Source organism: Streptomyces sp. H39-C1 (assembly GCF_027158125.1).
In the GTDB taxonomy this organism is placed as follows: Bacteria; Actinomycetota; Actinomycetes; order Streptomycetales; family Streptomycetaceae; genus Actinacidiphila; species Actinacidiphila fildesensis.
Genome location: NZ_JAPVLS010000013.1, coordinates 112,079 through 125,967, shown reverse-complemented (window position 1 = coordinate 125,967; position 13,889 = coordinate 112,079). Strand labels below are relative to the sequence as shown.

General features: G+C 69.1%; 14 protein-coding genes and 1 pseudogene. 12 read left to right on the top strand and 3 right to left on the bottom strand.

The window, feature by feature from the left end:
* Positions 1-43 precede the first annotated feature (43 nt).
* The 5 genes from O3W51_RS11750 (at position 44) to O3W51_RS11730 (ending at position 3,369) form a co-directional block, all read left to right on the top strand.
* Positions 44-772 (top strand): hypothetical protein, encoded by a 729-nt coding sequence (locus tag O3W51_RS11750; protein ID WP_232485483.1) that lies wholly within the window; start codon positions 44-46, stop codon positions 770-772.
* Positions 773-1,155: 383 nt separating this feature from the next.
* Positions 1,156-1,668 carry a methylated-DNA--[protein]-cysteine S-methyltransferase gene (locus O3W51_RS11745; RefSeq protein ID WP_138351735.1) on the top strand — a complete coding sequence of 171 codons (513 nt, stop codon included), beginning with the start codon at positions 1,156-1,158 and terminating at the stop codon, positions 1,666-1,668.
* 123 nt (positions 1,669-1,791) lie between these two features.
* On the top strand, positions 1,792-2,520 hold the full coding sequence (locus tag O3W51_RS11740) for a 2OG-Fe(II) oxygenase (RefSeq protein WP_138351734.1): 729 nt from the start codon (positions 1,792-1,794) through the stop codon (positions 2,518-2,520).
* A gap of 1 nt (position 2,521) precedes the next feature.
* Entirely contained in the window at positions 2,522-2,881 is a 360-nt protein-coding gene (locus tag O3W51_RS11735; RefSeq protein WP_138351733.1) for an Ada metal-binding domain-containing protein, read from the top strand.
* Positions 2,878-3,369 (top strand): hypothetical protein, encoded by a 492-nt coding sequence (locus tag O3W51_RS11730; protein ID WP_187144688.1) that lies wholly within the window; start codon positions 2,878-2,880, stop codon positions 3,367-3,369. Before O3W51_RS11735 ends, O3W51_RS11730 begins: the two co-directional genes overlap by 4 nt.
* Before the next feature lie 34 nt (positions 3,370-3,403).
* Here the strand turns inward: O3W51_RS11730 and O3W51_RS11725 are convergent.
* Positions 3,404-3,688, bottom strand: a pseudogene (locus O3W51_RS11725) (DUF2000 domain-containing protein); the annotation flags it as partial.
* Positions 3,689-4,027: 339 nt separating this feature from the next.
* Here O3W51_RS11725 and O3W51_RS11720 point away from each other — a divergent pair.
* The 3 genes from O3W51_RS11720 to O3W51_RS11710 all read left to right on the top strand — a co-directional run bounded on the left by O3W51_RS11720 (position 4,028) and on the right by O3W51_RS11710 (position 6,307).
* Positions 4,028-5,218 (top strand): enoyl-[acyl-carrier-protein] reductase FabV, encoded by a 1,191-nt coding sequence (locus tag O3W51_RS11720; protein ID WP_138351731.1) that lies wholly within the window; start codon positions 4,028-4,030, stop codon positions 5,216-5,218.
* A gap of 226 nt (positions 5,219-5,444) precedes the next feature.
* Positions 5,445-5,918 (top strand): VOC family protein, encoded by a 474-nt coding sequence (locus O3W51_RS11715; protein WP_138351730.1) that lies wholly within the window; start codon positions 5,445-5,447, stop codon positions 5,916-5,918.
* A gap of 35 nt (positions 5,919-5,953) precedes the next feature.
* On the top strand, positions 5,954-6,307 hold the full coding sequence (locus O3W51_RS11710) for a UBP-type zinc finger domain-containing protein (RefSeq protein WP_138351729.1): 354 nt from the start codon (positions 5,954-5,956) through the stop codon (positions 6,305-6,307).
* A gap of 55 nt (positions 6,308-6,362) precedes the next feature.
* Here O3W51_RS11710 and O3W51_RS11705 read toward each other — a convergent pair whose 3' ends face one another.
* Positions 6,363-7,328 (bottom strand): GNAT family N-acetyltransferase, encoded by a 966-nt coding sequence (locus O3W51_RS11705; RefSeq protein ID WP_138351728.1) that lies wholly within the window; start codon positions 7,326-7,328, stop codon positions 6,363-6,365.
* A 400-nt stretch (positions 7,329-7,728) separates the two neighbouring features.
* Here O3W51_RS11705 and O3W51_RS11700 point away from each other — a divergent pair, with 400 nt between their 5' ends.
* Positions 7,729-10,398, top strand: a complete 2,670-nt coding sequence (locus O3W51_RS11700) for an NACHT domain-containing protein (RefSeq protein WP_138351727.1) — start codon at positions 7,729-7,731, stop codon at positions 10,396-10,398.
* Positions 10,399-10,812: 414 nt separating this feature from the next.
* Here O3W51_RS11700 and O3W51_RS11695 read toward each other — a convergent pair whose 3' ends face one another.
* A complete protein-coding gene (locus tag O3W51_RS11695; RefSeq protein ID WP_138351726.1) occupies positions 10,813-11,547 on the bottom strand; it encodes a dienelactone hydrolase family protein in 735 nt (244 codons plus the stop codon).
* A 342-nt stretch (positions 11,548-11,889) separates the two neighbouring features.
* Here O3W51_RS11695 and O3W51_RS11690 point away from each other — a divergent pair, with 342 nt between their 5' ends.
* The 3 genes from O3W51_RS11690 (at position 11,890) to O3W51_RS11680 (ending at position 13,882) form a co-directional block, all read left to right on the top strand.
* The gene (locus O3W51_RS11690) at positions 11,890-12,252 is read left to right on the top strand and encodes a DUF1304 domain-containing protein (RefSeq protein ID WP_138351871.1); all 363 of its coding nucleotides are present in this window, start codon (positions 11,890-11,892) and stop codon (positions 12,250-12,252) included.
* On the top strand, positions 12,249-12,815 hold the full coding sequence (locus O3W51_RS11685) for a TetR/AcrR family transcriptional regulator (protein WP_138351725.1): 567 nt from the start codon (positions 12,249-12,251) through the stop codon (positions 12,813-12,815). Before O3W51_RS11690 ends, O3W51_RS11685 begins: the two co-directional genes overlap by 4 nt.
* A 194-nt stretch (positions 12,816-13,009) precedes the next feature.
* Positions 13,010-13,882 (top strand): hypothetical protein, encoded by an 873-nt coding sequence (locus O3W51_RS11680; protein ID WP_232485484.1) that lies wholly within the window; start codon positions 13,010-13,012, stop codon positions 13,880-13,882.
* The last annotated feature ends 7 nt before the right edge of the window (positions 13,883-13,889 follow it).

The following is a 13,889-nucleotide window of genomic DNA, read 5'->3' as shown; positions in this document are numbered from 1 at the left end:
ACCGGACCCGCGCGCCCGCGACGTCGTTCTCGACTATGCGGACATGCACGCCCTGGTCGCCGATCTGGTCCTGCCCGGCGATGCGTCGATGTACGTCATGAGCGTGATGGAAACCTCCCGGGAGCTCATCCGGCACTCCTACTACCGGTATGAGTTCGCCACCGTCGCCGTCACGCATTCCCTGTTCGCTCTGGAGCATGTCCTTGCCGAGCGGCTGGCCGTCAATCGCCCGCTTCAGGATCTGATCGAGCGGGCCACCGACGCAGGGCTCAACCCGGCCGAACTCGCCGCGGAACTCGACCGCAGCCGGCTTCTGCGCGACAAGCTCACGCAGGGTGCCGCGACAAGTGCCGCCCTCGGTCCAGCCGGCGCCATGGACATGGTGCGTGCCGTCTTCGACGCTGTTTCCCTGCTCCTTCGCCCACCATCTGCGGCAGAGGCGAAAGCCGCTGACCTGAACGGAACGCAGCCTGAAGACCGTCTTGCCCGGCTGTGGGAGGAACACCGGCACGCAGTGTTCCCCGCCGGCTTCCGGGGCGCGGACATTGGGGGAGTGGAGCTGATCCTCCTGGATGCCGACGTCGCCGGCCTCGTCCAGGGAGAGCTGAACGGAGGACTCGACGACAATGGCGTTGCCGACCTTTGGAGGTGCATGGACGACCTCGTCAAGATCGTGCCCGTGATCAACGAGAAGTACTGCGCCTCCTACTTCGGGCGGCTTCGAACACTGGCCAACCTCGCGGCAACGCGACACATCCTCGCCGCAACCTAACCGCCGGGGTTGAAGCACGGCTCTCCGCGGCCCGGGTCCGCCACCTCCTCCAGCCCTCGGTTGAGTAGGAAACCAAGTGGGGAGCGCGAGCGCCTCTGGGGAGGTTCGTCCTTACCCGGCCGTGATGGTGATGGTGATGTCGACGGCATGTGCGCGCCTCCGAGGTTCGTCGACAGCTACACGGGTCGCTCTGACGCCAGGATCTCCGATCAGGGATGTCATGAACCGGCTCTGGTCATGACGTCCTCCGCTGGCCTCCAGCGCCTGCATTAGATCCACGACCTCGGCAGCGGGCGATGAACGCCGTGTCCGATTTCCGCCAGCTCCGGCGTTCCGTCCCACGGATAGTAGGAGGTGAGAACAGCTACGAAGGGACCACGATCATGACGCTCTACAGCATTGCCGGAAGTCCGCTCGGTGACCTTCTCCTGGTGGGCGAGGCGTCCGCCACGGCAAGGAGCGGCGTTGCGCTCGCGTCGCTGTCGATGCCGGGGCAGAAGGGGGCGGGGGTGGTTCAGGAGGACTGGCGGCGCGACGACGAGGTTTTCGCCGACGTGGCACGTCAGCTCCGCGCCTACTTCGACGGGAGCGCGAGGACCTTCGCTTTGAAGTTCGCGCCCACGGGCACGGAGTTCCAGCAGCGTGTCTGGCGGGCTTTGGACGACATCCCGTACGGCACGACGACCACCTACGGGCACCTTGCGGATCAACTCGGTGTCGAGCGCGCGGAGGTCCGCGCCGTGGGTGCGGCGATCGGGGCCAACCCACTGCTCCTGGTGCGCCCCTGCCACCGGGTCATCGGGGCGGACGGCTCGCTGCGCGGTTACGCGGGCGGTGTCGAGCGCAAGCAGGACCTCCTGATCCACGAAGGGGCCCTGCAGCCCGTTCTCATCTGACGCGCGTCCAGCCGACCGCGCCGCCACCGCCGTAGGACCCCGAGCCGCGCAGACCGCGGTCCAGTCGGCCGGCCGCCGGCCGGATCGCGGATCGATCCGGCCTCACCCACTCCGGAGAACCGTATGCCTACCGCTTTCACCGTCACCGAGGCTCGCCGCAGGGTGGCCGCCGCCGACTGGACCGCCGTGGCCGCCGAGCTCGACGCCCAGGGTTGTGCCGTGACCCCGCCGCTGCTCACCCCTGACGAGTGCCGTGCCCTGACCGCGCTGTACGACGACGCCGACCGCTTCCGTTCCACCGTCGACATGGCGCGTCACCGCTTCGGCTCGGGTCAGTACCGCTACTTCACCCATGATCTTCCGGAGCCGGTACGGCAGTTGCGGCGAGCGCTGTACCCGCGGCTGCTCACCGTCGCCCGTGACTGGGCGCAGCGGCTGGGGCGGCCGGCTCCGTGGCCCGACGACCTGGAGGAGTGGATCGAGATGTGTCACGCGGCCGGCCAGGACAGGTCCGCGCAGATCCTGCTCCGTTACGGGCCGGACGACTGGAACGCCCTGCACCGCGATGTCTTCGGCGACATGCTCTTCCCGCTCCAGGTGGTCGTCGGTCTCGACGCCTACGGGACGGATTACACCGGTGGGGAGTTCCTGTTGGTCGAACAGCGGCCCCGGGCGCAGTCGCGCGGCATCACCACCGTCCTGCCGCAGGGGCACGGCCTGATCTTCACCACCCGGGACCGGCCCATCCGTTCCACCCGGGGGTGGTCGGCCGGCGGTATGCGGCACGGCGTCAGCACCGTACGGTCCGGCCGCCGCCACGCCCTGGGCCTGGTCTTCCACGATGCCGCCTGACATGCACCAGCCCGCCTCGGAGTTGCCTGACCCGGACCCGGAACCGGCGGTGGGCGCCGGTGTCGCCCGCTACACCCTCGTCGGCCCGTGCGGACGGACGTTCCGCGATACGGTGCCGGGCACCCTCGGCGGACACCGGCGCGGCCGGTTGTACGGGCGGCTCGACTGCCGGTCGGCTCTGCGGGTCATTGCCCAGGGCGGTTACGTACGTGACCGGGTCTTCTTCCGCGACGAGGCTACGGCGGTGGCCGCGGGCTACCGTCCGTGCGCCGTCTGCCTGCCGAGGGAGTACCGGCGCTGGAAATCCCAGCAGGAGAGCCCAGCGTGCCGAGCACGATGGGATAAGGAGGGCACGACATGACCGGACGGCAGTCGCGGGATCTCTCCCGCTCCCCGCTGATGCCGGCGGCGCAGGCCGCCCAGTACGCCGGGATGCCACCGCCCGCTCCGCACGCCGAGGCTGAACTCCGTTCGCTGCTGGCTCTGCTGACGGCGCCTGCCGTCGGCGCCTCGACCGTCGCGGTCGGGCACAGCCGCGACGCGGCTTCACGGGCGGCGGCCGAAGCCTTCACCGCCGCGTGGCAGGCCGGCGGGGGAACGGTCGTCGCGGTCGTGGACTGGCCGGAGCAGGCGGCCTCCTGGTTGCGGTCGGCCGTACGGCTGACGGCGCCGAGTCCGGACGCGTGGGTCATCGCCGCCGCCCCGCTCGGCTGGGCCCAACTGAGGAGCAGGCTCAGGCTCGGCACGGACTGGGATCCGCACCGCACCTTTCTCTTCGCCTCCCTGGAGCCGGACGTGGAACCGGACGTGGACCTGGACCTGCACCCGGAAGTGCGTCGAACCCGCTGATCTTCGACGTCCGGCCCGCCGCGCGAGGTGTCGGTCAGGGGAGCAGACGAAGCGTCCGGACCAGTCCGTCGATCTTGTTGCGAGGGCCGACGAGGCTGATGGCGCAGTAGGTCAGGTCCTCGGTCTTGATGTCGGCGAGCTGGTCGAGGTATTCGTCGTAGACGCGTGAGGTCTGCGCGAGTTCCGGCATGTCGATGATCAGCAACTCGTCTCCCTTGGCGACGGCTTCGGCCCGCAAGGCGTGGAGGGTGTCGGCGTCGGTGGCCAGGACGGTGCAGCCTGCCCAGGGCAGACCCGGCTGTGGGAGGCCGGAGGCGTCTTCGCCGTCGCGCCAGGCGCGGGGCGCGAGTTGGAAGCCCGCCTGCCGTTCCCCGCCGTGGTCGCACGGGACGTCTGCCGGGGATGCGGCAGGGAGACGGCGGCCTTACGGCTGCCGAACGAGGAGCGCCGTCAAGGCCGGAATCGACAACCCGCGAGCGGATTCTCCGTACCGCGCTCGCAGGGATCACCACGCAGGACGCCGATACCCTGCCCGAAGACGGACATTTGGAGCGGAATCCTGGAATCGACAGCCCAGATCAGCTCAGCCCAGCCCTGGCTGAGCTGATCGTCCACTTCCATGATCGCCTCACCCGACCAGCGGAACGGATACCCACCCTTGAGCCTCCGGCACATCGACCTGAAGCAGCGCGGCTTTCTGATCGTCAATTCCCACCCGGCCGGCTCCGCCGAGACGGTCACCCGAATGTGGGAGCAGATCCCGGCGCGCGGCAACACCGGCAGCCCGGTGGTGCTGCTCCTGGGCCACAGCGCGGGCTACGGTCTGGCCACCTTGCTCACCGGGCTGCGGCAGCACGGCATCCGGGGCGTTGGAGTCGCCTACGAAGGAGCCGAGACGGAGCGGCGTACCGCCACCGCGGGCTGGTACCGCACCGCGGCCGCGGCCCGCCTCGCCGACGAGGCGGGCAGCGACTTCGTCTTCGTCAACGCGGACGCTTTCTCCCAGGAGGGCAAGGATCAGGTACTGGACCTGGTGGCGAAGCGGTTCGGGAAGGTCGACTACCTGATCTACAGCCTCGCCGCGCCCCGCCGCACCGACCCGGTCACGGGCACCGTCCACCACTCGGTCATCAAACCGCTCGGAGAGCCCTACCAGGCCCCCGCGTTGGACTTCTCCGAGCACACCCCCCAGGTCACCAGCATCCGTCTGGAGCCCGCCACTGACGACGAGAAGCAGGCCACCGAGCAGGTCATGGGCGGGGCCGACTGGCAGCTGTGGGTGGAAGCCCTCGCCGACCGCTCCCTGCTCGCCGACGACTTCACCACTGCCGCGCTCACCTACATCGGCTCCGAACTGACCGCCCCGATCTACCGTCAGGGCACCATCGGCGCCGCGAAGGAGCACCTGGAGCGCACCGCCGGGCAACTGAACGACACCGTCCTTGCGGGCACGCAGCACGCGGTCACCGTCGTTGCGGGCGCCGCCGTCACCCAGGCCTCCAGCGCCATCCCCTCCATCGCCCTGTACACCTCCTTCCTCCGCGCCGTTCTCGGCGACGGCTTCCGTACCACCGCCCAGCAGGCAGAAGACCTCTGGGACCAGCTCACCGGCACCACCCCACTGACCGCGGACTACCAGGGCCGCATCCGCCTCGACGGCTGGGAGCTCGATCCGCAGGTGCAGGACCGTATCCGGGAACTGTGGGCCGACCCGCAAGCCGGGATCCACCGCTCAACGGCCGGCGCCGACTGGTTCATGAGCCAACTGCGCGAGCTGTACGGATGGGGTCTCGAAGGCATCGACTACGACCAGCCCGTCGAGACCGCCGTCGCTTGGCCGGCGCCGTAGAGCCGGCAGAGTGATCACGAGATACCGCCTGCCGTGCAGCCACCCGTGTGCTTACCGTGGTCCACGGGCGGCACGCGCGAGGTGAAGGAACGGCCATGTGGGGGACACCGTCGCGGAACGCCGCCCAGTGCACGGCGGCGGCAAGGGCCTGGCCGCGGGCCGCGACGGTTGACCGGTTCTGCCGGGTGGGAATGCCGGGCGGCCGCCCGCGCCATACGCTCGGCACATGTCCGATTTCAGCTCCGAAGGCGCACCGGCCGAGGACCTTCCCGCACCGGCCGAGGGCCTGCTGCTCACGCACTTCCTCACGGTCGGCGACGTCCCTCGCTCGCGGGCGTTCTACGCCGGCGTACTGGGGGGAAGGGTGGTGCTGGATGAGAACCCCTGCATCATCAAGGTCGCCAACAGCTGGATCATCATGAACCCCGGCGGCGGACCCACCGAGGACAAACCCGACGTAGTCCTGCGTACACCGCAGGACCCCCACACGGTCTCCAGCTTCCTGAACGTACGAGTGGCGGACATCCACGGGTTCTACGCGACGGCTCGCGCCAAGGGAGCCGAGTTCCTCACCCCGCCCATCGACCGGCGCGCCGAGCTGCGCTGCTACATGCGCGACCCGGACGGCTACCTCATCGAGGTCGGGCAGGCAACGGGTCTGCTGAAGGGCATCCTGGCACGCATCGACACCGGCGCCTGACCCCTGCACGGCGCCTCACGAGAGAGGTACCCCTCATGGCAGACCAGCAGATCCCAGGCCTCGATCCGACCGCAATGCCCAGCGGAACCGGGTGCGTGGAGTGCTTGGCGGTGGACGGGTGGTGGTTCCACCTGCGGCGCTGCGCCGCCTGCGGGCACATCGGATGCTGCGACTCCTCGCCCGGGCAGCACGGCACGAAACACGCGCGTGAGGCCGGACACCCTCTGCTGACCAGCTTCGAACCGGGGGAGGACTGGTTCTGGAACATCGAGACCGATCAGTACTACGAAGGGCCGGAGCTGGCCCCGCCCACCGCGCACCCGGCTTCGCAGTCCACTCCGGGCCCCCAGGACAAGGTCCCGGCGGACTGGGAGCAGCATCTCCACTGATCACGTAGACGGCGAGTGCGCCGGCTGGACCCGCGACTGCCCGAACGGCCGGTCCTCAGCCCGCGGTCGTGGTCTTGGTCTTGGTCTTGATGAGCGGCGCGTCCCGCGAGAGCTCCCGGAACCCGAGGCCGTAGTACAGCCCGCGCGCCCGGGGATGTCCCGGCGCCCCCAGGCAGACGACCGTCGCATGAGTGGCCCCGGCCGCCCGCGCCAGATGCATCCCGTGCAGCATCATCGCCCTTGCCAGCCCGAGCCGCCGGTAGTCCGGATGTGTTCCGACCGGCTCGAACTCGACGGTCTTGTTCGCCGTGTCGAGCCACATGATCGTCGAAGACACCATGGTTCCGTCCGGCGCCTCCACCAGAACGTGAAGGTCACCGCGATAGGCCGCCGTCTGCCGGACATCCTCGTAGCTTCTGGCCGAGTACGCCGAGGGAGCCCAGGCGTCCACATGGGCCCGGACCGCGGCCTCCGGTCCCGCCTCGTCGGCGGTGCGGAACCGGAATCCGGCCGGGAGCACCGGCCGCTCCACACCGGTGAGGTCCCGCTCATTGAGCTGGGTCCAGTCGCCGGTGTCACCGAGCGCCTCCACGTCGGTCTCATAGCCGTGCGCCGCCCATCGCTTCAGGGCGAACTCCTCGGCGGCCGTCGGCAACACCGTACGTTCGAGGCCGGCCGCCACACCGTCGTACCACTCGATCACTTCGTCGACCAGTTCGATGTGGTCAGGATGGACCTGATAACTCAGAAAGGCGCCGGTGACATCCGTGACCGACCCGTCATTGCGCCTCACCTGGTGCGGAAGGAAGGCCCAGCCCCACGCCACCAGTTCGGTACCGGAGAACCACAGCCGACGCGGCCAGTTCGCCCCGTAGGGGGCGCACCCCTTGCCCCAGACCCAGGCCAGCTCCCCGTACGAAGCGTCGGCACTGATCAGGTCCGGGCGGATGGCGGTGACGCGCTGTGCCAGACCCTGCATGAGTGGAATGTCCGCGGCGGTCAAGAGCTCGACGTCCGTCATGGTGCGCCACTGTGCCAGGACTCCGCGAAACCGTCGAACCGTTTTCCGGGGCTGTGATCTGCGTACACGTGCTCGACCGATGCTTATGTCAGTCCGCCGATCAGTGGACCGAGGGTCAGAAGCATGGGATGCGTTGACGAAGCGGCCATGGGTTCTTCTCTTCCGAGGTGGCGGGTGACGGAAGGAAATTGGCTGAAGCGCTGAACGGCGATGTTCGGCTCAACCAAGATGAACGCATCTGAACCAACGGGACGACGCCGTCCTGGAGGGGGACCGCGACGTGGGAGAGCAGGAAGGCCCGGCAGATGCCCTGGCCGAGTTGAAGGAACAGCTGCGGAACTTGCGACGGGCAAAGCGACCTCCGTTGTCGAAGAGCACCGGGTTACCGCGCGCAGCGGAGTTGTCGCGCACCACCGTCTACGAGGCGCTGAACGGGCCGAAGTTGCCCACGGAGGACACTGTGGCGGCGCTCGCGGTAGCGCTCGGGACCGCTGTGGAGCCGTTGTTGAAGCTACGGAAGCAGGCCGAGACAGCGCAGAGTTCTTCGCCGGCCGTGGAGGCAGACGCCCCAGGTGGCAGGCTGAGAACGGACGCGCAGGTCGAGGGCCCGGACCCCCAGAGTGGGGAACGGCGTCGCGGGCAACTGGACGCGTATCTCAGGTCGGTTGAGCCGACCCTCGACGCCCAGCCCTATGCCGGCGTCATCGATGACGGCTTACCGGCCCTCAGTGCGGTGTATCTGCGCCAGCAGATCCGCTGCCTGGACGAGGAATCGGACGGGAACAACGCTGACCGCCCGCCACTGGTGTCCAGTGCTGCGGCCGTGCCGGCGGACGAGATCCTCGCCGGCGCACGGACCTGTGTCGTCATGGCAGGACCCGGCGCGGGCAAGTCCAGCCTGCTGCGGACCTGGCTTGCCGAGGGCGTCGAACGCTGTCTGCGGGGGGAGGGTCCTGCTGGATCTGTGCCGGTGCTCGTCCCGGCACAGGCGCTGATCACCAGGGAGAAAGCCCTGCGCGGCGGCAGTCTGCCGGACGCCCTGACCTGGGCGGTGTCCTGCGAGTACGGGCGGGAGCTTCGCGGACTCTTCGCCTCGCCGCCCGAGGACGGTGTTCCCTGGCTGGTGCTGGTCGACGGCCTCGACGAGATCCCCCGTGCCGAAACCCGCCAAAAGCTGCTGCGCCACCTCGCCGTTCACGCCCAGGGGCCCGACGCGGATGTCTACCGGTTCATCGTGGCCACACGTCCGCTGCCACCGGGTGAACTGGAGCGGCTCGGGCCCCAGGCCTTGCGGTACGACCTGCTGCCGTTCCGCCGCGAGGAGCTGCCGCAGGTGGCCCACCGCTGGTTCACGGCCCTGCCCGAGCGAGTTGCCGATCCCGCCGAGCTCGCACAGCGCTTCATCACCGAACTCTCCGCCAGGGAGCAGTTGACCGAGCTGGCCCGTACCCCGCTCATCGCCGGACTGCTGTGCCAGCTCTACGCCCACAACCGCATCATGCCCGACACCCGGGGCCGGATCTACGACGAGTACGCACGCCTTCTTGTCCTGCAGCAGGAGCGACGAGCGCAGGACGCCTCCGGCTCCCCGGACGTTGGAAAACTCGCCCTCGACATCGCAGGACACATCGCGGCCCGTCGTCTGGCCCCCAAGGACGATCAGGACGTGGACGAAGAGGGCACGAACGAAGAGGACACGAACGAAGAGGACACAGACGCATCCCTGATCGAATTGCTGTCCTCCTGGCCCGGTCCATGGCCGGAAGGAATGACGCGCAAGGAGACGGTGCTCCGCAGCGGCATGCTCACCCAGCGCGCCGGAGAGCTCGAGTTCCTCCAGCAGACCTTCCTCGAATATTGCGCTGCCCGCCACGCCACCCGGACGCCGGAGGCGTGTGCGGTGACGACCGCCCGCCTCTTGGACGACCGGTGGGCTCGGCACTGGCCCTGGAAGCCGGTGCCGGACGTCACCTTCTTCGGCTACGGGCAACGCTTTTGGACTCCTCCGCGCAAGCAAGAGGCGTCGTACACCGGCTTCCTGCTGGACAGGCTCTTGGACGAGGCGAGAGGCCCGGCCCTGACCTCCCAGGTGGAGCAGAAGCTGATGCGGCTCTCCGGTAAGCGCAACCTGGACGGCTGCCGCTTCCTGGCCGAACTGAAACATCTGGGAACAGGCCTGCCCAAGGCCGTCACCCGGGCCACGATGACGTCACTCACCTTCCTCGCCCGCATCACGGACGACGACAGACGCTGTGCGGATCTCAGGGCGAATCCTGACCGCATGCACCCGGAAACGGACCCTGGTTTGGCGGAGGCCTATCTCTCCAAGGCCCAGAGGAATCACCGGGTTATCGCCGCCGAGGCACTTGCATGGCTCGGTGCCGAGCACGCGGCGGACATCCTGGCCGAGCTGGCCGAGGTTCCCTACCTGGCCACCGGCACCTGGAGAGTGCAGGCCGCGGTGAGGCTGGCGGGCGCCGGAGACCGACGCGGTCTGCTCCTGCTGCACCGCCTGGCCACCGACGCCCGGGTCCGTGACGACGCGCGAGTGGAGGCCGCCGGCTTCCTGGTCGAGCACGGAGACGAGCAAGGCGTGGAGTTGCTCCACAACCTCGCCTGCGACAAAAAGCTCCTGGCGCCGGATCGTGCCCTGGCGGTCTCCGTGCTGGCCGGGATCGGCCACGAACGGAGTGCGGACATGCTCGGCAGTCTGGCCGAAAGCGCGAGCACGTCGCCCAGCGTCCGGGTGCGCTCGGCCATGATGCTCGCCATGGTCGACGACGAACGCGGCCCCGACCTGCTCGCGTGCCTGGCCAGGGACATCGACCTGCCCAGCAGGACACGCCTGTGGTCGGCCCTGTGCCTGGCACGCCACGAACCATCACGCGCCGTGGAAACGCTGGCTTTTCTCGCTCACGACAGAACTCTCAAGAGCGCCTGGCGCCTGGCGGCGGTCCGGGAACTGGCCGGCCACGACGCCGAACGTGCCGCCGCTGTCGTCGCCGACCTGGCCGATGACCCCACGGTCAGACGCCGCCACCGCCGAAAGAGCGCCCGGCTGTTGCGCTGAGCCAGCCGCGCCGAGTCACCACGGGTCCAGCGCATGACGGCGCCTGCCGACGGGGGATGCGACCGAGGAGCCGCGTGGAATGCGGGGAGCCATCCCGGAGCCGGGTGACGGGTTGTCCGACGAGCGGATCAGGGGCGGCAGCAAGACCGTGGTGGTGGAGGTCCTGCGTCATACCTCAGATTCGAGCACACCGTCGCCGTCAACCGCGCCTCCACCGGCGGCGATTTCCGCGGGGTGCCGAGCGCCGCCCCGACCGGCCGGTACCGCCGATGGCCGGTACCGCCGCGATCGGGGCGGTTGTGCATCTGCCGGCCACCGCTCATCGAGGAGGGCCGGGGGCTGTCCTCGATGAGCGGTGGCCAGGCCGACGCCCCCTACGTCTGCTGCTGGCCTGGCGGCGGGGGTGGTCGGCGGCTAGCGCAGGTGCCGGGTGAAGAACTGGGCTGCGGCGTCCCCCGCGAACTGGGGGACTCCGGTGTGCCCGCCCATATTGGCGTGCAGCGTCTTCTCCTTGGAACCGAAGGCGTCGAACAGGTCCAGGGTCGCCTGCCGGTCGTTACCTTCGTCGTCCCACTGCAGCAGAACGTGCAGCGGAATGGTGACCTGTCGGGCCTCCTCGAGAATGGCGCGAGGCACGAAACTCCCCGCGAACAGAACGGCGGCCGAGATGCGCGGCTCGACCACCGCCAGCCGGACTCCGATGGAGATCACTCCCCCCGAATACCCGACCGGGCCGCCGATCTCCGGCAGCGACAGGAGGGCGTCCAGGGCGGCCTGCCATTCCGGGACCGCCTGGTCGACCAGCGGGAGGACGAGGGCGTCGATGATCTCGTCGCTGACCGGCTCGCCGGCCTCCATGGCCCGGCGCAGGTCGGCGCGGGCCTGCTCGGCGGCGGGCCAACGGGGCCGGTCGCCGCTTCCGGGGAGCTCGATGGTGGCCGTGGCGAAGCCGTCCGCCGCGGCCTGCTGGGCCCGCGCCACCAGTCGGGGGTACATCCTGCGCAGTCCGAGTGTGGGGTGGCCGAGCAGGATCAGCGGCGCCGGTGCGGATGTGGATGCGGGCGTCCAGAGGATGCCGGGGATCTCGCCGAGAGTGAATTCGCGCTCGAGGACACCGTCGTCGAGACGCTGTTCAGAAGTGAAGTGCATGGTCGTGCCTTTCGGGAGGGCTCAGAAAACGGCGCTCCCGGACGACCTATCGCCCGACCGTGACCCCGGAGGGGAGCACCCATGTCGATATTGCGTTCACGGGTACCACCTCCTCGTTCTCTCGCACGGCCTCCGGAAAAGTAGCAGTGGTCGCTGTGGTCCGCCAACAGGTTTTTTTGCGGAGGTTCCGTGGCCGGATGCCGCCTCACCGCATGGGACACGGTCTCAGTGGTCCGCGCTCGAAGGCCGTTCTGGGCCCGGGTACAGTGAGCGGATTTTCTGGACGGCTGTCCATGTATCATGGACACCTGTCCATGAAGCTTGCAGTAGACGGGAATGACGATGGAAACGACGGCGAATGTCCTGGTCGGCCTGGTAGCCGTCTTGCACGCGTACATCCTGGTTCTGGAGATGTTCCTGTGGGAGAAGGGGCCGGGCCGCAAGCTCTCCGGTTTCGATGCCGACATGGCCCGTGCCACCGCGCCGCTGGCCGCGAACCAGGGCCTCTACAACGGGTTTCTGGCAGCCGGGCTGATCTGGGGCCTGATCGCCGGTGACCCGACCGGATTCAGGGTCCAGGTCTTCTTCCTGGTCTGCGTGCTGGTCGCCGGCGTGTACGGCGGCATCACCGCGAACCGGCGCATCCTGATCGCCCAGGCGCTGCCCGGCGCGCTGGCCCTCGCCGCCGTCCTGGCGGCCCGGTGACAGCTCCCCAGGCAGACCCCCGGGCCGCGCGTACCCGGGCCAGGCTGCGCCAGGCCCTGCTCGACGAGTGCGCGCAGCGCCCGCTGGCGGACGTCAGCGTCGCCGCGCTGGTGCGCCGGGCCGGGGTCGGCCGCGCCACGTTCTACCTCCATTACGGCGACCTGGAGGCGCTGGCCGTCGACGCCTGCGCCGACGTGGTCCGCGACGCGGTGGACGCCCTCCACGCCTGGCGCGGCGCCCCCGATCCCGCAAGCCCGCCACCCGCGCTGGCCGTCTTCTTCACCGGTCTCGTCCCGCACGCCGGCCTCTACCGGAGCCTGCTGCGCCCCGGCGGCGGCGGTCCCCTCGGTCACGTACTCCACGAGGATCTGCGCGCCCGCAGCCACACCGAGCGCACCCTGGCCGGAGCACCACAGCCCGACCTGATCGCCTCGGCCGTGGCCGCGACCTTCGCCGGCGTGCTCGCCGACTGGCTGCACGGGCTCATCGAAGCTACTCCCGACCAGATCACCCACCAGGTCTGGCGCCTGCTCGTCACTCTGCACCGCGCCCGACTGCCCTGAGGCGATGAGAACAAGGGCCGAGCCGAACAGGCACAGCTCGGGGAAGCATCCGTGTCGCCCGTCGTCGACCTCATGACGGTCCGTTAGGCTCGGCCGCCGTACCGGTTTCGATCTTCACGGAGGGCAGGACGTCAAGGATCAATCGCGAACGGCTGGTCAGAACGCTGACATTCTGGCTGCGTCCCGTCTTCGCGTTGCGAGTCATCAACCGATTCCAGAGGATCGTCGGGTTCGACCGCTCGATGGCCCTGGCGTCCAGCGCTCTCACCGCACTGGTTCCGCTCGCGATCCTCGGCAGCGCCGCCCTGAGCGACGTCGTCCACTACGACTCCGCGGACCGGATCATCAAGCGCTACAGCCTCTCCGGGGCGGGCGCCGAGGCAGTCAACTCCCTGCTTTCCCCTGCCGAGAGCACAACCGCGAGTGTGGGCGTCTTCGGGGTGGTGTTCCTGACGATCTCGGTGCTGAGCTTCGCGCGGGCCTCGCAGCGGCTCTTCGAACAGACATGGGAACTCAAGCCGCTCAGCGTGCGCAACACCCGAAACGGCCTGTGGTGGATCCTCACTCTTGGCGTCTACGCAGTGGTCACCGGGTGGCTCGCCGCAGCTCTTGGCGGGGGCCAGCTGGGTTTGGTGACCGCGGCCTGTGAGGCAGCGGTCACCGGCGTGTTCCTGGTCTGGAGCGGGTGGATCCTGTCGGCCAAGCGGATCCCCTGGCCCGAGCTGATCCCTTTCGGTGTCACTGCAGCCGCGCTGACCGCGGCCTACTCGGTGGGCGCAACCCTCTACCTGCCGCGTCTCTTCAACTCCTCCGCCTCACGCTACGGGGCGGTCGGTGCCGTCTTCGCGATGATCTCGGCTCTCTTCGCAGCGATGCTCGTCCTCGTCGCATCGGCTGCCCTGGGACGAGAAGTGCGGGACGAACTCGGCCGGATCCGTCAGGGCCATCGCCCCTCGGACCATGAGGTCCGCCAGCAGTGGGACAGCCTGGTCGAGCAGACACGGTCGCGTTGGCGCACGGCACGGGAACAGGTCTCTCATCGTCGGACCAAGGGTGCGGACCGCTGAGTCACGT

What these genes read in the sequence shown, in the direction of transcription:
- O3W51_RS11750 (WP_232485483.1), top strand. Translation starts at nt 44, where the DNA reads ATGCACGCCCTGGTCGCCGATCTGGTCCTGCCCGGCGATGCGTCGATG.
- O3W51_RS11745 (WP_138351735.1), top strand. Translation starts at nt 1,156, where the DNA reads ATGACGCTCTACAGCATTGCCGGAAGTCCGCTCGGTGACCTTCTCCTG.
- O3W51_RS11740 (WP_138351734.1), top strand. Translation starts at nt 1,792, where the DNA reads ATGCCTACCGCTTTCACCGTCACCGAGGCTCGCCGCAGGGTGGCCGCC.
- O3W51_RS11735 (WP_138351733.1), top strand. Translation starts at nt 2,522, where the DNA reads ATGCACCAGCCCGCCTCGGAGTTGCCTGACCCGGACCCGGAACCGGCG.
- O3W51_RS11730 (WP_187144688.1), top strand. Translation starts at nt 2,878, where the DNA reads ATGACCGGACGGCAGTCGCGGGATCTCTCCCGCTCCCCGCTGATGCCG.
- O3W51_RS11715 (WP_138351730.1), top strand. Translation starts at nt 5,445, where the DNA reads ATGTCCGATTTCAGCTCCGAAGGCGCACCGGCCGAGGACCTTCCCGCA.
- O3W51_RS11710 (WP_138351729.1), top strand. Translation starts at nt 5,954, where the DNA reads ATGGCAGACCAGCAGATCCCAGGCCTCGATCCGACCGCAATGCCCAGC.
- O3W51_RS11705 (WP_138351728.1), bottom strand. Translation starts at nt 7,328, where the DNA reads ATGACGGACGTCGAGCTCTTGACCGCCGCGGACATTCCACTCATGCAG.
- O3W51_RS11695 (WP_138351726.1), bottom strand. Translation starts at nt 11,547, where the DNA reads ATGCACTTCACTTCTGAACAGCGTCTCGACGACGGTGTCCTCGAGCGC.
- O3W51_RS11690 (WP_138351871.1), top strand. Translation starts at nt 11,890, where the DNA reads ATGGAAACGACGGCGAATGTCCTGGTCGGCCTGGTAGCCGTCTTGCAC.